Below are 24,184 nucleotides of genomic sequence, written 5' to 3' on the forward strand. Positions count from 1 at the left end.
CGCCGACCCCGGTGGTTGGGGTGGTGTCGCTGGGGGATGCTGTTCGGTGTGGCGGAGCCGGAGCTGGTGGATGTGGTCGTGGTCGGGCTCGGGGTCGGCGGCGAGGAGGTGGCCGAGCGACTTGCCGAGGCCGGCCTGAACGTCGTCGGCGTCGAACGGGATCTCGTCGGCGGGGAGTGCCCGTACTGGGGCTGCATCCCGAGCAAGATGATGATCAGAGCTGCCAACGCGCTCGCCGAGGCTCGCCGGGTCGACGGGCTCGCCGGGACGGCGCAGGTCCAGCCGGACTGGGCGCCGGTGGCGAAGCGGATCCGCGAGGAAGCCACCGACACCTGGGACGACACGGTCGCCGCGGAACGGTTCGTCGGCAAGGGCGGCCGGCTCGTGCGGGGCAGCGGCCGGCTCGACGGTCCGCGCCGGGTCCGCGTCGGTGACCAGGTGTTCGAGGCCCGGCACGGGGTGGTGCTGGGCACCGGTACCCGTCCGTCGGTGCCGCCGATCGACGGCCTGGCCGACACGCCGTACTGGACCAACCACCAGGCGATCGAGGTCGAGGAGCTGCCGGAGTCGCTGCTCGTGCTCGGCGGCGGCGCGATCGGCCTGGAGTTGGCGCAGGTCTTCGCCCGCTTCGGGGTCCGGGTCACAGTGGTCGAGGCGCTCGACCGGGTGCTGGCCATCGAGGAACCCGAGGCGTCCGAGGTCGCCGCCGCGGCGCTGCGCGCCGACGGCGTGGAGATCCACACCGGGGTACGCGCCGAACGGGTCGAGCACGACGGGACCAGGTTCACACTGCGCGGCGGCGGCGGAGCGGAATTCACCGCCGACCGGCTGCTGGTGGTGACCGGGCGCAAGGCCCACCTCGCCGAGCTGGGCCTGGACTCCATCGGCCTGGACGCCAGCCAGCGTTACCTTCCGGTCGACGACCGTCTGCACGTCACCGACCACGTCTGGGCGGTCGGCGACATCACCGGCGAGGGCGCCTTCACCCACATCGCCATGTACCAGGCGGGGATCGTGATCGCCGACATCCTGGCCCGCGCCCGGCAGGCGAAGGCGGGGGCGGACGCCAGCGGCACCTCCAGCGTGGTCGGCGGAGCGATGGGCGCGTCCAGTTCGCTGGCCGCCAGCGGATCGAGCGGGTCGGCCGGCACCGTCCCGCGTGCCGACTACCGTGCGCTTCCCCGGGTGACCTTCACCGATCCGGAGATCGGCGCGGTCGGGCTCACCGAGCAGCAGGCCCGCGAGCGCGGCATCAACGTGCAGGTCGGTTTCACCAAACTCGGCAGCTCGACCCGAGGCTGGATCCACCGGGTCGGCGACGACGGTTTCATCAAGCTCGTGGCGGACGCCGATCAGGGCGTGCTGATCGGCGCGACCTCGGCCGGCCCGGCCGGCGGCGAGGTGCTGTCCGCGCTGGTGGTGGCGGTGCACGCGGCGGTGCCGCTGAGTCAGCTCCGGCACATGATCTACGCGTACCCGACCTTCCACCGGGCCATCGAAACCGCCCTCCGCGACCTGTCCTGACCCCAGCCTCGCGCGATGACCAGTCAGCCAGCCAGCAAAAGGCTGGCAATTCGCTGTTCATTTCTTTCAGTCAGGTGACGTACGATTGCGACCGTGACCAAGCGGTTGACTGAAGTTGCCAAGAAGGCGGGCGTCAGCGAGGCCACCGTCAGCCGGGTGCTCAACGGCCGCGACGGGGTCTCCGAGGCGACCCGCACCGCCGTGCTGACGGCGCTGGACGTGCTCGGTTACGAGCGGCCGACCAAGCTGCGCGGCGAACGCGCCCGGCTGGTCGGGCTGGTGCTGCCCGAGTTGCAGAACCCGATCTTCCCGGCGTTGGCCGAGGTGGTCACCGGCACTCTCGCCCAGCGTGGCTACACCCCGGCGCTCTGTGCCCGGACCATCGGCGGTGTCTCCGAAATGGACTACGTGGAGATGCTCCTCGACCACCAGGTCTCCGGGGTGATCTTCGCTGGTGGCTCGTACGCGCTCGCCGACGCCAAACACGACCACTACCGGCGGCTGACCGACCGTGGGCTTCCGGTCGTGCTGGTCAACGCCGGTGTGGACGAGCTGGGTTTCCCCCGGGTCTCCACTGACGACGCGGTGGCGGTGGAGCAGGCGTACGGGCACCTGCGCTCGCTCGGGCACGAACGGATCGGCATGGTGCTCGGCCCGGAGGGGCATGTGCCGTCGCGGCGCAAGCTCGACGCGATGATGAAGGCCGCGGGCTGGGACGAGGGCGACGCCGAGTGCGTCGAGCGCTCCAGCTTCTCGATGGAGGGAGCGCGGGTCGCCGCGACGAAGTTGGTCGAGCGGGGCGTGACCGGCATCATCTGCGCCAGCGACGTGCTCGCGCTGGGCACGATCCGCGCGGCCCGACGGCTGGGTCGTTCGGTGCCGGCCGACGTGTCGGTGGTGGGTTTCGACGACTCCGCCTTCATGACGTGCACCGATCCGCCGTTGACCACCGTGCGGCAGCCGATCGAGACGATGGGGCAGGCCGCCGTGGATCTGTTGGTCACCCAGATCGAGGGTGCCGGCGTCCTTCAGGACGAGCTGCTGTTCGAGCCGGAGTTGGTGGTGCGGGGTTCCACCGCGCCCGCCCCCGGCCGCTAGACACCACACCGAACGACGCTTCGGCCGTCGACCGCCTCCCGCGGTCGGCGGCCGTTGTCGTCGTTGCTCGCCATGGTCGGCATCGACCGGGCCGAATGACCGGTCATAAGGGATCAATAGCCAACAAGACGGGCTGCTTTCAGCGTCTTGCCAACATCTGTCGTCATCACGTCGTGTCCTTTCGGAACAGGGTCGATACCTTGCCGAAATGAGTCGGCCTCGCTACAGTGACTCCACTCACACCTGGCTCCGACGCAGCTACTGGGCGTCAGGTCGTATCACCGCAGATCAGCGAAGGTCATTGGAGACACCCGTTCCCGAAGGGATGGACAGATGTCCGTACCGCAATACCGAAAGGCTGCGGCGGTTGCGCTCGTGGCCGGCCTGGGGCTCAGCCTCACGGCATGCTCCACGAAGAGCGACGACAAGGGCTCGACCGCAGGCGGCAAGGTCACCATCACTGTCGACTGCCAGCCGGTCGGCGCCCAGAAAGAGCTGTTGAAGAACTGGAACGACGACGTCGCCGAGTTCCAGAAGCAGAACCCGGACATCACCATCAAGAGCGTCAGCGTCGGCGAGCAGTGCAACAACCCGCCGGACTTCACCGCCCGCCTCGCCGGCGGCACCGTGACCGACGTCTTCTACGGGTACATGACCGATCTCCAGCAGGTGCTCGACTCCGGTCAGGCGATGGACATCAGTCAGCAGGTCAACAAGGACGCGATCGCGACCTGGGACAGCGTCGACCCGGCGCTCAAGGAGGTCTTCACCGACGGCGGCAAGCTCTACGCCGTTCCGGTGAAGAACTACTCGATGGGTCTGGTCTACAACAAGGCCCTGTTCCAGCAGGCCGGGCTCGACGTCAACAACCCGCCGAAGACCTGGGCCGAGGTCCGGGCCGCCGCCAAGAAGATCTCCGCTCTCGGCAACGGCATCGCCGGCTACTCGGAGTACAGCGCCGGCAACACCGGTGGCTGGCACTTCACCTCCCTGCTCTACTCGCAGGGCGGCCGGGTGCTGACCGAGGACGGCAAGAAGGCCGACTTCAACAACGCCCAGGGCAAGCAGGTCCTGCAGAACCTCAAGGACATGCGGTACGGCGACAACAGCATGGGCGCCCGCCAACTGCTCCAGTGGGGCGACCTGCTGACGAACGCCGGTGCCGGCAAGGTCGGCATGTTCATCGGCGCGCCGGACGCCACCCAGGCGATCGTCAGCCAGTTCCAGGGCAAGTTCCAGGACTGGGCGATGGCTCCGCTGCCCGGCCAGGACGGCGCGGCCAAGGGGACGCTCGGTGGTGGCGAGGGCTACTTCTTCAAGAAGGACCTCACGCCCGAGCAGGTCAAGGCCGGTCTGAAGTGGATCGCGTACCAGAAGCTCACCCCGGGCAAGGGTCAGTTCGACTACGTCCGGGCCAAGCCGCAGAACTACCCGGTGGGTCTGCCCCAGCCGCTGCTCTTCGCCAACGGCAGTGACGCGCAGAAGCAGGAGCTGGAGCTGCGTAAGGCGAACGCGAACGTCGACACGGCGAACTTCGCGCTCTTTGAGGCGACCCCGGTTCCGATCAAGGGTGAGCCGCGCAACGCCCAGGCGGTCTACGCGGTGCTCGACGCCGCGATGTCGGGTGTGCTGACCAACCCGAACTCGAACATCGACGCACTGCTCAAGACCGCCGAGGAGAAGGTCAACCAACTCCTCGCCGCCGAGAGCTGACCGATCGTGTGGGGGTCGGGACGCCGACCCGACCCCCACGCCACTCGCACCGCATCTCGACGTCACCGACTCACCCAGGAGTTGCCTTGGCGATCACCACCGTCCCGGAGACCCCCAGGAAACCGGGCCGCCCGCCGTCGCCGTACTCGGCGAGGCCGCAGCGCACGAGTCTCGGCCGCAAGCTACGGGACAACCTCACCGGTCACGCGTTCCTGATCGGGGCGGTGCTCTGCTTCGTCGTCTTCTCCTGGTACCCGATGGTCCGCGGCATCATCATGAGCTTCCAGCGGACCCGGCGCGGCGAGACCACCTGGGTGGGCTGGGACAACTACTCCCGCATCATCGCCGACCCCAGCTTCTGGACGGCCTGGCAGAACACCTTCTACTTCACAGTCCTGGCGCTGGCCCTCGGGTACGTGGTGCCGTTCTTCGTGGCGATCCTGCTCAACGAGTTCCGCCACGCCAAGGGGTACCTGCGGATCCTGGTCTACCTGCCGGTGATGCTGCCGCCGGCCTCGGCGCTGTTCCTCTTCAAGTTCTACGCGTACGACCCGAGCGAGGCCGGGCTCTTCAACGCGATCCTCAAGGCACTGCACCTGCCCACCTCGCAGTGGATGCAGTCACCCGAGATGACCATGCCGGCGATGGTGGTGGCGTCGACCTGGATGAACATGGGCGGCGCGGTACTGATCTACCTGGCGTCGTTGCAGAACATCCCCGGCGAGTTGTACGAGGCGGCGGAGCTCGACGGCGCCGGAATCTGGCGACGGATCCGCCACGTGACGATCCCGCAGACCCGCTTGATCCTGGCGCTCCTGGCGATGTTGCAGATCGTCGCCACCATGCAGCTCTTCATCGAGCCACTGATCCTCGCCAACGGCGCGGGCGCGGAGGACTCGGCGACCTCGGTGGCGTACCTCATCTACCAGCACGGGTTCTTCCAGAACGACCTCAACGGCGCCGCCGCCCTGGGCGTGATCATGCTCGTGGTGCTGGCCGGCTTCTCCGCCGTGTACGTGCGGCTGACCGCGAAACAGGACTAGGACGGCGAGGAATGGCACAGGATTCCGGAACCCGGACCCTCATCTCCCAATCCCAGCTCAGCCGGGGGCGCGGCCGGGTCATCTACTGGACGCTGCTGGTCGTGGTCGTCGCGGGGTTCACTCTCGTCTTCCTCGGGCCGCTCTACTGGATGGTCACCGGCGCGCTCAAATCCGGCCAGGAGATCGCCCAGACCCCACCGTCGCTGTGGCCGAAGGATCCGCAGCCGCAGAACTACGTCGACGCGTGGAACAACCTGGCCCTCGCCAAGCTGCTCTTCAACACCTTCTACTACGCCATCGGCGCGGTGCTGTTCCAACTCGTCTTCGACAGCGCCGCGGCGTACTCGCTGTCCAAGCTTCGACCGATCTTCGGCAACACGATCCTCGCCCTGATGCTGGGGACCCTGATGATCCCGGCGATGGTCCTCATCGTTCCGCAGTACGTGACGGTGCTCGACCTGCCGATCCTGCACATCAACCTGCTCGACTCACCGTTCGCGATCTGGCTGCCGATGGTCGCGAACGCGTTCAACATCTTCCTGTTGAAGCGGTTCTTCGACTCGATCCCCGAGGAGCTGATGGCGGCCGCCCTCATGGACGGGGCATCCTCGCTGCGCACGCTCTGGTCGATCATCCTGCCGCTGTCACGCCCGATCCTCGGCGTCGTCTCGATCTTCGCCGTGACGGCGGTCTGGAAGGACTTCCTCTGGCCGAAGCTGGTCATGCCGTCGCCCGAGACCCGGACGGTCAGCGTCGGCATCTACACCTTCGCGGGCGGCACACCGATGAACGTGGTGATCGCCGCGTCGGTCATCGCCGCGATCCCGACTGTCATCATCTTCCTGATCTTCCAGCGAAACATCATGTCCGGTCTGACCACGGGCAGCATCAAGGGATAGCGACCACCGGTCCTCCCGCGCGGCGAACAACGACCGTTCGCCCGATACGTATCTAGGTCCGGCGAACCCGCCGACGTACTGACGCAGAAAGCAGGTGCTCGTGTCCACAGCTGACAGAAGTCCGTGGTGGCGTGGAGCCGTGATCTACCAGGTGTATCCCCGGAGCTTCGCCGACGGTAACGGCGACGGCATCGGTGACATCGCCGGCATCCGGTCCCGGCTGAACCACCTGTCCGCGCTCGGCGTCGACGCGATCTGGTTCAGCCCCTGGTACCCGTCCCCGATGGCGGACGCCGGCTACGACGTCTCCGACTACCGCGACATCGACCCGGTCTTCGGCACCCTGACCGAGGTCGAGGCGCTGATCGCGGAGGCGCACGCGCTGGGCATCCGGACCATCGTCGACGTGGTGCCCAACCACTGCTCCGACGCGCACCCCTGGTTCCAGGCCGCGCTCGCCGGCGGACCCGGCGCGCCCGAACGGGACCTGTTCTGGTTCCGACCCGGCCGGGGTCCCACCGGCGACGAACGACCCACCGACTGGATCGGCGAGTTCGGCGGCGAGACCTGGACCCGCACCACCAACCCGGACGGCACCCCCGGTGACTGGTACCTGCACCTGTTCGCCCCCCAGCAGCCGGACTTCAACTGGGACCACCCCCGGGTGCGGGAGGAGTTCGAGGACATCCTGCGGTTCTGGTTCGACCGGGGCGTGGACGGCATCCGGATCGACTCGGCCGGGCTCCTGGTCAAGGACGGGACGCTGCCCGAGGTCCGCGAGGACCAACCGCACCCGTTCCACGACCTCGACGGCGTGCACGACATCTACCGGGGCTGGCGTCGCGTCGCCGACGAGTACGCCGACCGGGCGCTGATCGGTGAGGTGTGGCTGCCGGACCGGCAGCGGTTCGCCAACTACCTGCGCCCGGACGAGCTGCACGCCGCGTTCAACTTCGACTTCCTCGGCTGCGCCTGGGACGCTGCGGCGCTGCGGGAGAGCATCGACGGGACGCTGAGCGCGCACGCGCCGGTCAACGCGCCGGCCACCTGGGTGCTCTCAAACCACGACGTCACCCGGCACGTCACCCGCTACGGTCGTGCGGACACCCGGTTCAGTTTCGCCGCCAAACGCGAAGGCACCCCCACCGACCTGGAGCTGGGCACCCGCCGGGCTCGCGCCGCCGCGCTGCTCTCGCTGTCGCTGCCCGGTGCCGCCTACGTCTACCAGGGCGAGGAGTTGGGCCTCTACGAGGTCGAGGACATCCCGTACGCGATGCGACAGGACCCGATGTGGGAGCGGTCCGGCCGGATCGACCCCGGTCGGGACGGCTGCCGCGTACCGCTGCCGTGGGCCGGGGACGAGCCGCCGTTCGAGTTCAGCCCCGCTGGTGCCGCGGCGCCCTGGCTGCCGCAGCCGGCCGACTGGAAGGGCCGGACGGCCAGCGCGCAGACCGGCGACTCGGCCTCGATGCTGGAGCTGTACCGGGCGGCGATCCAGGCCCGAAAGGCCGACCCGGCGCTCGGTGACGGCGAGCTGACCTGGTTGCCCGCCCCGGACGGGGTGCTGGCGTTCCACCGCGGCGGTGGCTTCACCTGCCTGGTCAACCTCTCCGCCGCGCCGGTGCCGATGCCAGCTCAGGGGGAGTTGCTGCTGGCCAGCGGGCCGCTCGACGACGGGTTGCTGCCGTCCGACACAGCGGTCTGGTTGCGTACCGCCGAATCCACCGACGGGCCGCGCGGGGCGGACGGCCCGGCCTGACCTGACTCTGCTCGCCGTGGTGCCGGCGGCCCGTCCCGGCCGCCGGCACCACGTCACCAAGGAGGGAGAACCGAGGGGGGACGCACGACACCGCACCGACACGGGGGGATCTGGCCTGCCTGACGAAAGGGAGAGCGCAGCTCATGGCCAACCACACCACCGGCACCCCGCACCACCTTCGACACCCGACCCGGGCACTGTTGGCCGCCATCGCCGCCACCCTGCTTGCCGCCACAACTGTCACCGCCCTCGCGGTCACCGGCACCGCGACCCCTGCCTCGGCGGCGGGGTTGTCCCCCTTCGACATCCCCAACCGGGGCGCCACAGTTCCGTTCGTCGAGCAGGAGGCGGAGGAGACCGCCCACAACGGCACGAAGATCGGCCCGGACCGGCGGTACGGCACGCTGCCGTCCGAGGCGTCCGGCCGGGAGGCGGTCACCCTCGACGCCGTCGGCGAGTACGTCGAGTTCACCCTCACCGCCCCGGCCAACGCTGTCACCTTCCGCTACAGCCTGCCGGACAACTCGGCCGGCACCGGCCGTGACGCCGCCATCGACCTGCGGGCCAACGGGTCGCTGCTGAAGTCGGTCCCGGTGACGTCGAGGTACGGCTGGTACTACGGCGGATACCCGTTCAACAACAACCCGGGCGACACCAACCCGCACCACTTTTACGACGAGACCCGGGCGCTGTTCGGCAGCACCCAGCCGGCCGGCACGAAGATCCGGCTCCAGGTCTCCTCGACCGCGCAGTCGCCCACGTTCACCATCGACCTGGCCGACTTCGAGCTGGTCGCCCCGGCGATCACGAAGCCCTCCGGTGTGCTCGACGTGGTCACCGACTTCGGCGCCGACCCGAGCGGCGCGACCGACTCGACGGCGAAGTTCCAGGCGGCGGTCGACGCCGGCAAGGCCCAGGGCCGGGCGGTCTGGATCCCGACCGGCACCTTCACCCTCTGGGACCACGTGGTGGTCGACGGGGTGACACTGCGCGGCGCCGGCCCCTGGTACTCGGTGCTCGGCGGCCGGCACCCCACCGAGCGGAACAGGTCCGTCGGCATCTACGGCAAGTACGTCCCCGGTGGCGGCTACACCGGCCCGGTCCGCGCACACGAGGCGAACGGACCCAGCCGCAACGTCACGCTGCGGGACTTCGCCATCATCGGCGACATCCGCGAGCGGGTCGACGACGACCAGGTCAACGCCCTGGGCGGGGCGATGACCAACTCGGTGGTCGACAACCTCTGGCTGGAGAACACCAAGGTCGGGGCGTGGATGGACGGCCCGATGGACAACTTCACCATCCGCAACAGCCGGATCCTGGACCAGACCGCGGACGGGGTGAACTTCCACACCGGGGTGACCAACTCGACGGTGACGAACACGTTCGTCCGCAACACCGGCGACGACGCTTTGGCGATGTGGGCGCAGAGCGTGCCGAACGTCAACAACTCCTTCACCCACAACACCATCGGGGTGACCCTGCTGGCCAACCACCTGGTCAGCTACGGCGGTCGGGACATCAAGATCACCGACAACGTGACGGCCGACTCGCTGACCAACGGCGGCGGCATCCACGTCGCGAACCGCTACCCCGGCGTGCAGGGCGCCACCGGAGTCCAGGGCACCTGGACGATCGCCCGGAACACGTTGATCCGTAACGGCAACTCGGACTACAACTGGAACTTCGGTGTCGGCGCGATCTGGTTCTCCGCGCTCAACGAGGCGTTCCAGAACCCCACCATCAACATCACCGACACCGATATCCTGGACAGCTCGTACGCGGCGCTGCACTGGATCGAGGGCCAGACCAACGGGATCAACCTCAACAACGTACGGATCGACGGCGCCGGCACGTACGCCCTCCAGGTGCAGGCGAACAGCCAGGTGTCGTTCACCAACGTGCGGGCCACCAACATCGCGCAGAGCAACCCGATGCACAACTGCGTGGGCGCCGGCTTCCAGATCACCCAGGGCTCCGGCAACTCCGGCTGGTACACCCCGACCCCGTACTGCGGCCCGTGGCCGAACCCCCAGTGGGGCGGCGGGCCCACCACGCCGCCGCCGACCACCCCACCGCCCACCACGCCGCCTCCGACCACCCCGCCCCCCACCAGCGGAAACCTGGCGCTGGGCCGCTCGACGACCGCTACCAGCACCAACCAGAGCTACACGGCGGCCAACGTGGTGGACGGCAACGCGTCGACGTACTGGGAGAGCGCCAACAACGCCTTCCCCCAGTCGGTCACCATCGACCTGGGCGCGTCCCGGTCGGTCGACCGGGTGGCGCTCAAACTGCCCAGCGGTTGGGAGCAACGCACCCAGACCCTGTCGGTGCTCGGGTCCACCGACGGCTCGTCGTACACCACCCTGGCGTCGTCCGCCGGTCGGGTCTTCGCCCCCGGCGCGGGCAACACCGTGTCGATCGGGCTTCCCTCCGGTGACCGCCGGTACATCCGGGTCACCGTCACCGGCAACACCGGCTGGCCGGCCGCGCAACTCTCCGAGGTCGAGGTGTACGGCGGCACCCAGACCACCCCACCGCCGACCACGCCACCGCCGACCACACCGCCCCCGACCACGCCGCCGCCCAGCGGCAACCTGGCGGCCGGACGGTCGATCACCGAGACCAGTCACTCCGACGTGTACGCCGCCCCCAACGCGGTGGACGGCAACGCGAACACCTACTGGGAGAGCGCCAACAGCGCGTTCCCGCAGTCGTTGACTGTTGACCTGGGGGCCGACCGGTCGGTGTCCCGGGTCGTGCTGAAGCTCCCACCGTCATCGGCCTGGCAGACGCGTACGCAGACGCTGGCGGTGCTCGGCTCCACGAACGGCTCGACGTTCAGCACGCTGAAGGCGTCCGCCGGCTACAGCTTCAACCCGGCCAGCGGCAACACGGTCACAGTGACCTTCACAGCGACCACCCAGCGGTACCTGCGGCTGACCGTCACCGGCAACAGCGGCTGGCCAGCCGGCCAGCTCAGCGAGTTCGAGGTCTACTCCAGCTAGGTCGGTTGCCCCCGCCCGGACCGGGCGGGGGCAACCGGTCCGGGCGTCCCGGCGCAACGCCGCGCCAGCCGTCCGACCCCGTCCCCAACCCGCACCGTCCCCCACCTGTCGCGGAACGACGGGCGTACCCCTGCACCCGTCGCCGGGCAACGCACCCACACCCACCCCCGAAAGAGGTGTAGCGACCCCATGTCCAGGACTGGCACCAGACGAGGCACGCCGCCAACCGGCGCGCCCACCACCGTCCCCCGCACCGCCCGCACGGGCCGCCGTCGGATGCTCGCCGGCGCGCTCGCCGGGATGCTCCTCGCCACCGCCCCGGTCGTCACCCCCATGGCGAGCGCGGCACCGGCGGCCGACCCGTCCGCGGCCTCCGCCCGCGTGGCAATGCTCGCCGGGCTCTCCGCGACCATGACCGCCAGCAGCTACACACAGAACTACGTGGCGAGCAACGCCAACGACGGCAACGCGTCGACCTACTGGGAGAGCGCCAACAACGCGTTCCCGCAGTGGATCCAGGCGGACCTGGGCGCCACTGTCAGCGTGGACCGGGTGGTGCTCAAGCTGCCGCCCGCGTCGGACTGGCAGACCCGCACCCAGACGCTGTCGGTGCTCGGCTCCACCAACGGCTCGTCCTTCACCACCCTGAAGGAGTCCGCCGGCTACACCTTCAACCCGAGCAGCGGCAACACCGCGACGGTCAGCTTCACCGCCGCCAGCACCCGCTACGTACGCGTGCAGGTCACCGGCAACACCGGTTGGGCGGCCGCCCAGCTCTCCGAGGTCGAGGTCTACGGCGCCACCGGCAGCAACGACACCCAGGCGCCCAGCGTCCCGGGCAACCTGGCCTACACCCAGCCGGCCAGCGGGCAGATCCGGCTCGCCTGGTCGGCGTCGACCGACAACGTCGGGGTGACCGGGTACGACGTCTACGCCAACGGCGGGCTGCGTGGCAGCGTCAACGGCTCGACGCTCACGTACACCGACAGCCAGCCGACCAGTGCCACGGTCTCGTACTACGTGCGGGCCAAGGACGCGGCCGGCAACCAGTCGGCCAACAGCAACACAGTGACCCGGACCGGCACCGGCAACCCGCCGACCGGTTCCAACCTGGCGATCGGTAAGCCGATCACCGCCTCCGGGTTCGTGCACACGTTCGTGGCCACCAACGCCAACGACAACAACGTGGCCACCTACTGGGAGGGCAACGGCAACCCGAGCACGCTGACCGTGCAGCTCGGTGCCAACGCCAGCCTCAGCCAGGTCGTCGTGAAGCTCAACCCGGACTCGGCGTGGGGCGCGCGTACCCAGAACATCACGGTGCTCGGCCGGGACCAGGGCTCGTCGAGCTTCGCCACTTTGGTCGGCGCGGCGAACTACAGCTTCAACCCGGGCAGCGGCAACACGGTGACCATCCCGGTCTCCGGAGCGGCGGCCGACGTACGGCTCTCGATCGCCTCGAACACCGGTGCTCCGGCCGGTCAGGTGGCCGAGTTCCAGGTCTTCGGCACCCCGGCGCCGAACCCGGACCTGACAGTGACCGGCATGTCGTTCAGCCCGTCCGCACCGGTGGAGACCAGCACCATCACGCTCTCCGCGACGGTGCGTAACGCGGGCTCGGCGGCCTCCGGTGCTACCAACGTCAACTTCTACCTGGGCTCCACCCGGGTGGGCACGGCAGCGGTCGGCGGTCTCGCGGCCGGCGCCTCGACCACTGTCAGCGCCAGCATCGGCACCCGGGACTCGGGCAGCTACCCGCTCAGCGCCAAGGTCGACGAGTCGAACACCGTCGTCGAGCAGGACGACACCAACAACAGCTACACCAACCCCAGCCCGTTGGTCGTCGCCGCGGTCGCCAGCTCCGACCTGGTCGCCTCGGCGGTCGCCTGGTCGCCGGGCAACCCGTCGGCGGGCAACACTGTGACCTTCTCCGTGTCCATCCGCAACGCCGGCAACCAGGCTTCCGCGTCCGGTTCGCACGGCATCACACTGACCGTGCTCAACGAGTCCGGCACCGTGGTCCGTACCCTGACCGGCTCGTACTCCGGCACGATCAACGCCGGCGCGACGGTCGGCCCGATCAACCTGGGCACCTGGACCGCCGCGAACGGCAAGTACACCGTCCGGGTGGTGCTCGCCGTGGACGGCAACGAGCTGCCGGTGAAGCAGGCCAACAACACCAGTGACCGTCCGCTCTTCGTCGGTCGCGGCGCCAACATGCCGTACGACATGTACGAGGCCGAGGACGGTGCGATCGGCGGCGGCGCCAGCGTCGTCGGACCGAACCGTGAGATCGGTGACCTGGCCGGCGAGGCGTCCGGTCGGCGGGCGGTGACCCTCAACTCGACCGGCAGCTACGTCGAGTTCACCACCCGGGCCAGCACCAACACGCTGGTCACCCGCTTCTCCATCCCGGACGCACCGGGCGGCGGAGGGATCAACTCGACGTTGAACGTCTACGTCAACGGCACGTTCCACAAGGCCATCGACCTGACGTCCCGATACGCCTGGCTCTATGGCAACGAGGCCAGCCCGGGCAACTCGCCGAGCGCGGGCGGACCGCGGCACATCTACGACGAAGCCAACGTCATGCTCAACTCCACGGTCCCGGCCGGCAGCAAGATCCGCCTCCAGAAGGACCCGGCCAACAGCACCACGTACGCCATCGACTTCATCAACACGGAGCAGGTGGCGCCGATCGCCAACCCGGACCCGACCCGCTACACCACGCCGACCGGCTTCACCCACCAGGACGTGCAGAACGCCCTGGACCGGGTGCGGATGGACACCACCGGCAACCTGGTCGGGGTGTATCTGCCGGCCGGTAACTACTCCACCTCGTCGAAGTTCCAGGTGTACGGCAAGGCGGTCCAGGTGACCGGCGCCGGCCCCTGGTACACCCGGTTCAACGCGCCGTCAGGCCAGGACAACACCGACATCGGCTTCCGGGCCGAGAACTCGGCGGCCAACTCGTCGTTCAAGAACTTCGCCTACTTCGGCAACTACACCTCGCGGATCGACGGTCCGGGCAAGGTGTTCGACTTCGCCAACGTGTCGAACATCGTGATCGACAACATCTGGAACGAGCACATGGTGTGCCTCTACTGGGGCGCGAACACCGACTACATGACGATCAAGAACTCCCGGATCCGCAACATGTTCGCCGACGGCATCAACATGACCAACGGCAGCACCAACAACCTGGTCAGCAACAACGACGCCCGGGCCACCGGCGACGACAGCTTCGCGCTGTTCTCGGCGATCGACGCGGGCGGCGCCGACATGAAGGACAACATCTACGAGAACCTGACCTCGACCCTGACCTGGCGGGCCGCCGGTGTCGCCGTGTACGGCGGCTACGGCAACACGTTCCGCAACATCTACATCGCGGACACCCTGGTCTACTCGGGCATCACCATCAGCTCGCTCGACTTCGGCTACCCGATGAACGGCTTCGGTGCCAACCCGCCGACCCGCTTTGAGAACATCTCGATCGTGCGGGCCGGTGGGCACTTCTGGGGTGGGCAGACCTTCCCGGCGATCTGGGTCTTCTCCGCCTCGAAGGTGTTCCAGGGCATCCGGGTCAGCGATGTCGACATCATCGATCCGACCTACAGCGGCATCATGTTCCAGACCAACTACGTCGGTGGTCAGCCGCAGAACCCGATCACCGACACGGTCTTCACGAACATCTCCATCAGCGGTGCCCGGAAGAGCGGGGACGCCTACGACGCGAAGTCCGGCTTCGCCATCTGGGCGAACCCGATGCCGGAGGCCGGGCAGGGGCCGGCCGTCGGGTCGGTCACCTTCAACAACCTCCGCTTGAGCAACAACGCGGTGGACATCCAGAACCCCACGACAACCTTCACCATCAACCGCAACTGAGCTAGCCGGTAGCCGACGCCGTCGGGAGGTGTACCCCTCCCGGCGGCGTCGCGCCGTGTCGGCCCTCGCCAGCGGCGAACCGGGCCGCGCCGGCCGCCGCGTCCGTGGCCAGCGAGTCCATCCCGTACGCCAATTCGGTCGCCAGCGCCTCCGGCTCTCCTCGCCCCGCGCCGGCCAGCAGCGCCGCCCGGTCGTTGCGCAGGCAGGTCTGCGGATGCCGGGCGATCGCCGCCGCCAACTCCTCGGCCGCTGCCCGCGCCTGGCCGGGTGGCACCAACCGATTGACCAACCCCATCGTGTACGCCTCGTCGGCCGGCACCGGGCGGCCGGTGAGGATCAGGTCCATGGCCCGACTCTCGCCGATCAGCCGGGGCAGCCGGACGGTGCCACCGTCGATCAGCGGCACTCCCCAGCGGCGGCAGAACACCCCGAGTGTCGCGTCGGACTCGGCGACCCGCAGGTCACACCAGAGCGCCAGCTCGAGCCCGCCCGCCACCGCGTACCCGGAGATCGCCGCGATCACCGGTTTGCTGAGCGTCATCCGGGTCGGACCCATCGGGCCGTCCCCCTCCGGCTCGACCCGGTTGCCGCTCGGTGTGCCGATCGCCTTGAGGTCGGCGCCGGCGCAGAACGTGCCACCGGCACCCCAGAGCACTGCCACCGCCGCGTCGGGGTCGGCGTCGAAGGCCCGAAACGCGTCGGCCAGCGCCCGAGCCGTAGGACCGTCGACGGCGTTCCGAGCAGCCGGTCGATCCAGCACAACGGTGCTAACCGCCCCGACCCGCTCCACCCGCACACCCATTCCGCCAGCATGCCCGCCCCGCCCCACCCCCACAATCCCCGTCGATCTTGCACTTTCAGTTGCCGTTCCGTGGCTTGTGCCCCGGTTTATCGGAGCAGAAACCGCAAGATCGGCGGTGTGGGAGCGTGGGTCAGGTTTGTCGCCGCCGACCGGTTTGCGACGGCGATCGCCGGGAAGTCGGTACTCGTGCGAGCACTTTTGACGAAAGTTGAGCAGGACTCCCGGCTGGACCGCGCGGGTGACCGGTTGCAGAAGGTCGTCCTGGGGACGCTGCGTCCACGTCGGCTGCGCGACCTGCTGCACGGGGTGACCCTCGGGCATCCGCTGCACCCGGCGATGGTGCAGGTGCCGGTCGGTGCGTGGATCAGCGCCGCGGTGCTCGACCTCATGCCCGGGCAGCGCCGGCCTGCCACCGTGCTGGTCGGTCTGGGCACCGTCAGCGCGCTGCCAGCGGCGGTCGCCGGTCTGAACGACTGGGCGGCACTCGCCCGGGACCAGCGCCGGGTCGGCCTGGTGCACGCCGCCGCCAACACCGTGGGCATCACGCTCTACGCCGGCTCGTTGGCCGCCCGACTGTCCGGCCGCCACGGCATGGGTCGCGCCCTCGGCTTCCTCGGGCTCTCCACAGTGAGCCTCGGCGCGTACATCGGGGGTCACCTGGCGTACAAGCAGGGGGCGCAGGTCAACCAGAGCGTCTCCGAACTGCACCGGATGACCGACGGCTGGCACTCGCTGGCCGACATGGCGACGCTGCCGCAACGCACCCTGATCACGCGAGAGGTCGACGACGACATCTCGGTCATCCTCTACCGGCACGGTGACGAGGTGACGGTGATGTTGGAGCGCTGCCCGCACCAGAGCGGGCCGCTCGGCGAGGGTGACGTGCAGGAGATCGACGGCCACGCCTGCGTGGTCTGCCCGTGGCACGGCAGCGCCTTCCGGCTCAACGGCGGTGAGGTCGTGCAGGGGCCGTCCGGCAACGACCAGCAGATCCTGCCCACCCGGATCCAGGACGGCGTGCTCCAGACCCGCCTGCCCTGACCCGTTCGCGCTGGCCCGCCCGCGCCGTTGCCTGGTCCGCGCGCCTCCGGCGTCGGGATGCAGTCCAGCGTGGGGTGGCCAGCCGCGTCGCAGGCGCGGCGTGGCGTGCGGGCCGCTCAGATGCGTCGGTGTCGGCCCACCGGCGGACCGTCGGGCACGGAGTCCAGGCCGTGCCCGCCGTCGAACAGCCCGCCGTCGCCGCCAGCACCGGCCCAGCCCTCGTCATCACCCCAGCCAAGAGGGCCGGCGGCCGCCATTCCGCCGCCTTGGGGTGCCGTGCCGCCGGAGAGTGCCATCCCGCTGCCCGGAAACGCCGTGCTGCCGGGGAAAGCCATCCCGCTGCCGGCGGGCGTCACCTCGCTGCCGGCGGGCATCACCCCACTGCCGGTAGGTGCGACCCCGCTCCCGCTCGGTGCCGCGCCGCCGTGCGGTGTCGCCGGGCCTTCGATGGCCGCGGCCGCCCGGCTGGCAGCCCAGGCGGCACCGCTCCCGGCCGCCCCACCACCGCCACGCCGGCCCGCGCCACTGCCTTGGCCCGAGCCACTGCCACCCTGGCCCGAGCCACTGCTTCGGCCCGTGCCACCGTTTTGGCCCGTGCCTGCACCGCTTCGGCCCGCGCCGCGGCGTGACGTGCGGGAGGACGCGGCCAGTCGGGGAACTGCCCCGGCGGTGGCTGGACGGCGACGCAGCCCCAGGACTGCGCCGATCTGAGCGCCGACGATGCTCGCCACAGCCAGTACGGCGGAGACCGCCAGCGGGCGGTTCACCCGATCGGCGGCACCGGCTCGGGCCGCGCCGACCGTCATCGCTGGTGGTTGGCCCGCTTCCGTACCGCTGGGTGGTGCCGGGGCCACCCGCGGCGGTGCGGCCCGCTCGGGCGCCGGCCGGGGCGCGGGCGGCTTCGGCGCCGCAGGCCGGTCGACGAGCCGGCCGGTGGAGTGCTGTCGGGCCCCCTGGTCGGCGGCCTCCGTGGGTAGTCGGAGCAGTTGGCCGGGGCGGATCCGGTCCGGGTCGTCGAGCTTGTTCAGCTTGGCGAGCTGTCGGTAGTCCCCGAACTCGTCCAGGTACCGCTCGGCCACCTTCCCGAGGTAGTCCCCCCGCGCCACCCGGTACACCGGCGCGGCCTCGTCGTTCGTCGAATCACCGGGTGCGGCCACCCCCGTCCCGGCCATGCCGAGCAGCCCTCCTCGGGCCACCGGCGCGGCCGTGTCCGGTGTCGTCGCGGCGCGGGTCGGCGCGGCCAGGGCGGTGACGGCCGGTGCGCTCGGACTGGCGTACACCGGAGTTCCGTAGATTGCCGCGGCGCTGGCGGCGGCCGGGCTGGCGACCAGGATCAGCGCGACCGAGCCCACCAGCGCGGCGGCGGCCTTCTGCTGGCGGCCCATCCCGGGCAGCTTCGGCGCCGGCCGGCGCAGGGTCTGTGCGCCCAACTCGACGAGGACGGAGAAGGCGAACGTGGCCCAGCCGAACCAACCGGCCACGGCGAGCGCCCGCAGGAAGAGCTGACCGTCGTCCCGGCTGGTCAGCGCGGTGCCCACCTCGCTGATCGTGGGAAGGTGATCGGGCAGCGGGTTACCGGCGAAGGCGAGCAGCGCGATCGGCGCGCCGACCAGCAGCACCAGGAGCACGGCCAGCGCGCCGATGCCGGTGAGGATCCGTCCGGTCCGCCGTACGACGGACCCACCCGATACGGGCATGGCTGCCTTCCTTCCTAGGGTGTTGCGGTAATGGCACGCGCTGTCGCCTCGCCGGTGACGGTGACCGTCTTCTTCTGGATGAACGGTCCGACCATCGAGCGGTGATAGGTGATGGAGACGGTCACCCGGATCAGGGTTTCCCCGTCGACCTCGGGGAAGGTCACGGTGTGGCCAGAGGTGTTCACGGCCGCCAGGTAGCTGGCGACCGCGTCGCGCGCCTCGGGCTCGTTGATCCGCTTGGGTCCACCCTCGATGGCGGTGGCCCGGTCGATCGCCTGACCTCCGGTCCGGGCCGCCTCGGCGGCGAGGTTCTGGGCGCGTTGCAGGGTGCGGAGCTGCCCGGCGCCGTCGAAGGAGAGGCCGATGATGGCCAGTACACCGACCATCGTCACCGCGAAGAAGATGCTCACCCGGCCGTGCTCACCTGCCCGCGAGGTCCTGGCAGCCGACGTCGTGGCCGTCATTGCCGACTCCGGTAACGGTCGAGCGGGGAGGTGAACTGCGCGGAGATCTCTTTATCGACATCCATTCCGGGCAGGACATCGAGTGTGATGTCCTTGAAGGACACCGTGCAGCGGATCGTCACCGTCACCGTGGCGTTGCTACCGACCGAACTACTGAAGGCATCGTCGAAGCTGGACGCATTGCCGGGCGACTTGCCGGCGAATTCCGGTTTCAGGTCGTTGGTACAGGCCAGGCCGTGCCAGTCCAGCTGGGCCTGGGCGGCCTCCAGCGCCTTCTTCCTGGCGGTGGTGGAATCCCGGGAAATCGAGGCTGCCCGAGCGGCGTCGTGCGCGGCCGCCTCAAGCGCCTCCGCCGCCACCGCGCTGCGCCCGACAACACCGGCCAACACCATCAACGCGATGAACGCGGGCGCGAGCACCGCCACCTCAATGGAGACCGAGCCCCGCTCGGCGGTACGGGTCATGGCGGAGTCACCCTCTCCACCGTTCCGTGGGCGGTCTGCTCTATTGCGAAGTCCACGCCCGGCACCACGGACAGGGACCGGCCGCTCACCGTGCAGGTCACGTCGGTCGTGGTGGTCACGCAGGTCGGGCCGGGCTTGTCCCAGCCCACCAGCCAACCGCCGGCGGCCCTCAGGAATCGGGAGGCGCTGTCCACCCCGGCGCCGCTGCCCGCCTGGTACGTCCGCTGCGCGTTGACGCCACTCTGCGCGGCGTTCAACGCCGTGGAGCGGGCGAGGAAGACGGCCGCGACCTGGATCGAGGCGAAGAGCAGCACCAGGATCAGCGGCATCATCACGGCCAACTCCACCGGGTTGGCACCTCGCTCGCGGTCGACGGCCGCGAGGCGGCGCCGGACGGCGCTGACCGTCCGGTGCCACCTCGAGAACGCAACTCGGCGCATGCCGGCTACTTGGTGGGCTTCTCGTAGCTCGGGATGTTGGTCATCCAGTTGTCGGCCTTGGTCATGGCCAGAGCGGTGACGGCCATGGCGACGACGACCAGGCCGGCGATGATCACCGCGGTGGGCACCGGGCTGTCGCCGCGCTCACCGTCCCGGCGCAGCTCGGCCAGGCGCGTCGTCACCACGACGTGCAGGTAGCTGAGGATGGACATGACGTACTCCTTCGGGGGACGGGGTCAGACACGGGAGATGAACGGATAGAGGACGAATCCGAGCAGCACGAAGACGAGCAGCGCTCCCGGGATGTCGAGCTTGCTGGTTATCCCCTCGGCGCGAGCCAGGTTGTCGGTACGGATCTGGTCGCGCAGCGAGTCGGCCCGGCTGCGCAGCGTCTCGTGCACCTGCGCGCCCTCGCTGCCGGAGGAACGCATGATCGCGCCGACGTCACCCAACTCCGGAATGCCGATCTTGTCGGCGAGGTCGCGCAGCTCGTCCCAGGGTGAGTGCATCTGCATCTGGGCGATCCGCAGCGACTCCTGGAGCCGGTCGAACACCCAACCGTCGCAGACCGCCGCCGCCCGCTCCAGTGACTGCACCGGCCCGTGCGCGGCCGAGAGCTGCAACGCCACCAGGTCGAGGTAGGTGCAGACCGCCTGGCGGAACTCGTCGCGGGCGGCGTTGGCCTTCGTCAGCACGGCGCGGTGCGCCAGCAGGCCGCCCAGCAGTGCCAGGCCGAGGCTGCCCAGCACCGGTACTACCAGCGGGAACGGGATGCCAAGCACCCACAGCGCCACCCCGAGCACAGTCGGCGTGGCCAACCCGATCAGCGCGGAGAGCAGCACCGACAGCGCGTACTGCTCGGAGGTCTGACCGATCAGGGCGAGCTGCATCTGCGGCGGCCGCAGCCAGCGGGACATGCCGGTCAGCCAGTCGAGTCGCCGGGATGCGGGCGTGGCCACCCGGCCGGTGCCCGGCGGCTGGTGCAGTCGGCGCAGCGCCGGCCCGAGCGCCGGTGTCGCCGGTACCAGCTCCCGGACCACCAGGAACACACCCAGGCCGATCCCGGCGCCACCGCAGACCGCGAAGACAAACTGCCAGTTCACGATCATGCGATCACCTCGGCCGGGTTGGGCGCCGGCAGGAACCGGGCCGGCCGTTGCGGCTGGCTCATCGACCGCACCCAGGCCAGCAGGCCGATGAAGGCGGCGCCGAGGGCGGCCATCACCAGCTGACCCACCGGCGTGCCGTACGGCCTGATGTACTCGGTGTTGATCAACCCGTACGCCAGGGTCGCCAGCGTCATCCCGGTGAGGAAGCGGACCGCGAACCGGGGCTGGGTGCGCTTGGCCTCGATCTCCCGCCGGGTGGCCACCTCCGCGGACGCCGCGCCGGCGATCGAACCGAGCACGTCACCCAGCCGCTCACCCCGGTCCGACAGGTGCAGGATCAGCGCCGCGACCACCTGGTCGCAGACCGGGTCGGCGATCTCGTCGGCGAACGCCAGCAGCGCGGAACGGGCCATCCAGCCTGCCTGTAGGCGGGCGGCGAGTAGCCGTACCTCGTCCTCGATGCCGGGTGGCACGCTGCCGATCGTGCCGATGATCGACTGCTGGAGGCCCTGCCCGGTGCCGGAGACGTCCTTGAGGCGGCGGGTCCACTCGCCGAGGGCCTCGATCCGGGCGATCGCCCGCTGCTCGGCCTTGCCCACACCGAACAGCCACGGGGTGCCGGGCACCGCCACCGCCACCAGCAGGCCCACCACCGGCAGCCCGGTCAGCAGGAACGCCAACGCGCCTGCGACCAGCGCGGCGACCAGAAGCGCCTGGTAGGCCCGCTGCTCGGCCGGAGTGCTGCCCGGCCCGCGCCAGAGTCGGCTCAGCCCCGGCCCGCTGCCCGGCTGCGGCCCGGGGGGTCGACGGGTGCCGACCAGGGCGACCACGGCCAGCAGCAGCCCGGCCACACAGGCGGCGCCGGAGACCACCGCGATCAACTCCAGGCTGTCGAGCATCAGGTCACCGCCGGGCCAGTCGGGTCTGCCGAGGCCGCCGCCAGGCACCGGCACCGGCCTCGACCCACCGGGTCAGCAGCCGCGCGTCGTAACCCACCCGCAGCAACTGGTCGCGGACCCGCTCCGGCAGGTGCCGGGGAACCGCACGACCGTCCGGGCCCGGCCCGAAGACCGTTGTGGTGGTGATCCGGCCAGCTTCACCGGCCCCGATCACCTCCTCCACATGCGAGACGAACCGGTGCTTCCGACCGCCGATCGCGGTCTCGTCCTCGATGGTGACGTAGACGATCAGGTCGAGCGCGTTGCCGGCCATCCGGCGGGCCTGGTCGACTGTCATCTCGCGGCCGTGCGCCAGGGCCAGCTCGACGATCCGTTCACCCACACCGGAGGCGGTACGGGCGTGGATGGTGCACATCGACCCCCGGCTGGTGGTCATCGCCTGGAGCATCGGCACGATCTCCCGCGACCGCACCTCGCCCACGATGATCCGCAGGACTCCCATCCGCAGCGACAGCGGGATCAGGTCGGCGATGGTCACCTCACCGGCTGGGCGGCCGTCGAAGCCGCGCTCGCCGTGCCCCTCCCGGGCCTCGAAGCTCATCACCGCCCGGTGCCGCTCCCGGCGGCGGGCCGGGAGCAGTTCCCGACTCTCCTCCAGCAGCACGTACGGCTCGTCCTGCGGAATCTCGTTCATCAACGCCCGGATGACAGTGGTCTTCCCGGCACCGGCCAACCCGGCGACCATGATGTTCAGACCTGCGCGCATCGCCGCGCGGAGGAAGTCGCGCAGCAGCGGATCGATCATCTCGTCCAGGTCACCTCGGGCGCCCGCGAGGTCGTCGAGGCTCACGTCCAGGGTGTTGTGCTTGCGGATCACCGCGTACGGGCGGTGGCTGACCAGGAACACAGCGGCCAGCCGGCTGCCGTCGGGCAGTTGCAGATCGAGGGTGGGCTTCACAGTGGAGAGGGACCGCTCGGTCGCGCCCGCCCGACGGGCCGCCGCCTGGAGGATCTCCACCAGCTCGGCGTCGCTGTCGGCGATCGGCTCCGCCCAGTCCACCCCACCGCCGTGCCGGGTGATGCGTACCTGGTCGCAGCCGAGGATGTGCACCTCCTCGATGGTGTCGTCGACAAGCAGCGTCTGTAGCCGGCCGAGCCCGACCAGCTCGGCGGTCACCTGGTCGAGCAGCAGGCGTTCATCGCCGGCGGCCATCGGCGTGCCGGCCCGGCGTACCGAGTCCGCGTACGCGGAGACCACGGTGACGGCGAGTCGGGCCCTCTCGGTGTCCTCCTCGTCGACTGTGAACTCCCGGCCGCGCTGCCAGAGGGTGAGCCGCTCGGTGAGTTCCCGGCGCAGCTCCCGGACCACCTGGAAGTCCATCCGTGCCCGGGGCGGCGACTCCGGCGGCGGGGTGGCCGCGGGCGCCGGCTGCGGCTGCGGCCCGGACTGGTGGTGCCGGCCGTTCGGCACGGCCAGGGGCGGCGCGGTGGAGGTCACTGCCGGTGGCTGCTGGCGCGGATCGGTGGAGACCGGCTCAAACCGCATCCGGCACCCCCTGCTGCACGGGCCACGCCAACCGGGCCCGTCGCCGTTCCAGGAGCGCCCCGATCGGGACCTCCAGCGCGGCCGCCGCGCGCATCAGCGGCCGACCGGCCCGCACGGTCCCGCCCAGGGCGAGCACCCCGGCGGTACGCGGATCGTGCGGCAGCCGCGCGATGACCGGCAGTTTCAGGGCGCGGCTGATCTCGGCCCTCCCGTGCCCGTCGCCGACCAGCAGCAGCCGCAGGGTGCCCGGGGGCACCCGGTGTTCGGCGAAGTCCCGTTCGACAGCGGTGACCACCGCGCGGGTGCCGGAGAGGTCGGGCAGGTGCGCCCGGGTCACCAACAGCACCACCGAGGCGGCCCGCAGCACCGGCCACGGTGGCCCGGTCACGTGCAGCCGGCCACAGTCGACCAGGACGTCGTAGCCGGGGGTGCCGCGGTCGAGGGCGTCGAAGTAGTCGGCGAAGCGCTGCCAGAGCGGGGTGACGCTGCCGCCCTGGGCCGGGTCGACGATGCCGGGCAACAGCAGTCGTTCCCGGCGGGGGGCGTCCAGGTCGACCAGCTGGGACCAGAACGCGGTCTCCAGGTTTCCGTCGCGCAACTCTCCGACGGCCAGCTCTCCGATGCCGCGCGGGCCGTCCAGTTGGCCGCCGAGGTATCCGGCGAGGATCGAGCCGCCGGCCGGGTCACATTCGGCGATCACCAGCCGCCGGTGCCAGGCCAGCGCGCAGGCCAGCGCCGAGGTGGTGACGCCCGGCGAACCCTTCGCGGACACCAGCGCGATGATCGCCAT

18 protein-coding genes and 1 pseudogene are annotated in these 24,184 nt (G+C 70.2%); 9 read left to right on the top strand and 10 right to left on the bottom strand.

Annotated elements, in window-relative coordinates:
- The first annotated feature begins 36 nt into the window (after positions 1-36).
- The 8 genes from ACLJOK_RS17050 (at position 37) to ACLJOK_RS17085 (ending at position 14,932) form a co-directional block, all read left to right on the top strand.
- A complete protein-coding gene (locus tag ACLJOK_RS17050; protein WP_410819799.1) occupies positions 37-1,524 on the top strand; it encodes a dihydrolipoyl dehydrogenase family protein in 1,488 nt (495 codons plus the stop codon).
- A 93-nt stretch (positions 1,525-1,617) separates the two neighbouring features.
- Positions 1,618-2,622, top strand: a complete 1,005-nt coding sequence (locus tag ACLJOK_RS17055; protein WP_112586239.1) for a LacI family DNA-binding transcriptional regulator — start codon at positions 1,618-1,620, stop codon at positions 2,620-2,622.
- A 333-nt stretch (positions 2,623-2,955) separates the two neighbouring features.
- Positions 2,956-4,335, top strand: coding sequence for an ABC transporter substrate-binding protein (locus tag ACLJOK_RS17060; protein WP_272614637.1), 1,380 nt, complete (start codon positions 2,956-2,958; stop codon positions 4,333-4,335).
- An 86-nt stretch (positions 4,336-4,421) separates the two neighbouring features.
- Positions 4,422-5,378: a carbohydrate ABC transporter permease gene (locus tag ACLJOK_RS17065; RefSeq protein WP_410819800.1), complete on the top strand. Its 957-nt coding sequence runs from the start codon at positions 4,422-4,424 to the stop codon at positions 5,376-5,378.
- An 11-nt stretch (positions 5,379-5,389) separates the two neighbouring features.
- Positions 5,390-6,277 (top strand): carbohydrate ABC transporter permease, encoded by an 888-nt coding sequence (locus ACLJOK_RS17070; RefSeq protein WP_410819801.1) that lies wholly within the window; start codon positions 5,390-5,392, stop codon positions 6,275-6,277.
- A gap of 139 nt (positions 6,278-6,416) precedes the next feature.
- Complete coding sequence (locus ACLJOK_RS17075) at positions 6,417-8,036, top strand: glycoside hydrolase family 13 protein (RefSeq protein WP_410819802.1); 1,620 nt, start codon at positions 6,417-6,419, stop codon at positions 8,034-8,036.
- A 143-nt stretch (positions 8,037-8,179) separates the two neighbouring features.
- Entirely contained in the window at positions 8,180-11,047 is a 2,868-nt protein-coding gene (locus tag ACLJOK_RS17080) for a discoidin domain-containing protein (RefSeq protein ID WP_410819803.1), read from the top strand.
- Between the two features lie 189 nt (positions 11,048-11,236).
- A complete protein-coding gene (locus tag ACLJOK_RS17085) occupies positions 11,237-14,932 on the top strand; it encodes a discoidin domain-containing protein (protein WP_410819804.1) in 3,696 nt (1,231 codons plus the stop codon).
- A gap of 1 nt (position 14,933) precedes the next feature.
- Here the strand turns inward: ACLJOK_RS17085 and ACLJOK_RS17090 are convergent, their stop codons facing one another.
- On the bottom strand, positions 14,934-15,734 hold the full coding sequence (locus ACLJOK_RS17090; protein WP_410819805.1) for a crotonase/enoyl-CoA hydratase family protein: 801 nt from the start codon (positions 15,732-15,734) through the stop codon (positions 14,934-14,936).
- Between the two features lie 186 nt (positions 15,735-15,920).
- On the opposite strand from ACLJOK_RS17090, the gene ACLJOK_RS17095 reads away from it, so the two are divergent.
- Positions 15,921-16,775 (top strand): Rieske 2Fe-2S domain-containing protein, encoded by an 855-nt coding sequence (locus ACLJOK_RS17095; protein WP_410819806.1) that lies wholly within the window; start codon positions 15,921-15,923, stop codon positions 16,773-16,775.
- Between the two features lie 659 nt (positions 16,776-17,434).
- Here ACLJOK_RS17095 and ACLJOK_RS17100 read toward each other — a convergent pair.
- From ACLJOK_RS17100 to ACLJOK_RS17140, 9 genes and pseudogenes are all read right to left on the bottom strand, one after another.
- Positions 17,435-18,472: pseudogene (locus tag ACLJOK_RS17100) on the bottom strand (LysM peptidoglycan-binding domain-containing protein); the annotation flags it as partial.
- A 14-nt stretch (positions 18,473-18,486) separates the two neighbouring features.
- Entirely contained in the window at positions 18,487-18,936 is a 450-nt protein-coding gene (locus ACLJOK_RS17105) for a pilus assembly protein TadG-related protein (protein WP_410819807.1), read from the bottom strand.
- On the bottom strand, positions 18,933-19,400 hold the full coding sequence (locus tag ACLJOK_RS17110; RefSeq protein ID WP_410819808.1) for a TadE/TadG family type IV pilus assembly protein: 468 nt from the start codon (positions 19,398-19,400) through the stop codon (positions 18,933-18,935). Before ACLJOK_RS17110 ends, ACLJOK_RS17105 begins: the two co-directional genes overlap by 4 nt.
- Positions 19,397-19,840 carry a TadE family protein gene (locus ACLJOK_RS17115; protein WP_410819809.1) on the bottom strand — a complete coding sequence of 148 codons (444 nt, stop codon included), beginning with the start codon at positions 19,838-19,840 and terminating at the stop codon, positions 19,397-19,399. The genes ACLJOK_RS17110 and ACLJOK_RS17115 overlap by 4 nt, the downstream gene beginning before the upstream one ends.
- Positions 19,841-19,845: 5 nt before the next feature.
- Complete coding sequence (locus ACLJOK_RS17120; RefSeq protein WP_410819810.1) at positions 19,846-20,052, bottom strand: hypothetical protein; 207 nt, start codon at positions 20,050-20,052, stop codon at positions 19,846-19,848.
- Positions 20,053-20,076: 24 nt separating this feature from the next.
- On the bottom strand, positions 20,077-20,949 hold the full coding sequence (locus ACLJOK_RS17125) for a type II secretion system F family protein (protein ID WP_410819811.1): 873 nt from the start codon (positions 20,947-20,949) through the stop codon (positions 20,077-20,079).
- On the bottom strand, positions 20,946-21,848 hold the full coding sequence (locus tag ACLJOK_RS17130) for a type II secretion system F family protein (RefSeq protein WP_410819812.1): 903 nt from the start codon (positions 21,846-21,848) through the stop codon (positions 20,946-20,948). The genes ACLJOK_RS17125 and ACLJOK_RS17130 overlap by 4 nt, the downstream gene beginning before the upstream one ends.
- Positions 21,849-21,852: 4 nt before the next feature.
- Positions 21,853-23,394, bottom strand: a complete 1,542-nt coding sequence (locus ACLJOK_RS17135) for a CpaF family protein (protein WP_410819813.1) — start codon at positions 23,392-23,394, stop codon at positions 21,853-21,855.
- On the bottom strand, positions 23,384-24,184 hold the full coding sequence (locus ACLJOK_RS17140) for a ParA family protein (RefSeq protein ID WP_410819814.1): 801 nt from the start codon (positions 24,182-24,184) through the stop codon (positions 23,384-23,386). Before ACLJOK_RS17140 ends, ACLJOK_RS17135 begins: the two co-directional genes overlap by 11 nt.

The organism is Micromonospora sp. 050-3, from assembly GCF_046549335.1.
In the GTDB taxonomy this organism is placed as follows: Bacteria; Actinomycetota; Actinomycetes; order Mycobacteriales; family Micromonosporaceae; genus Micromonospora; species Micromonospora trifolii.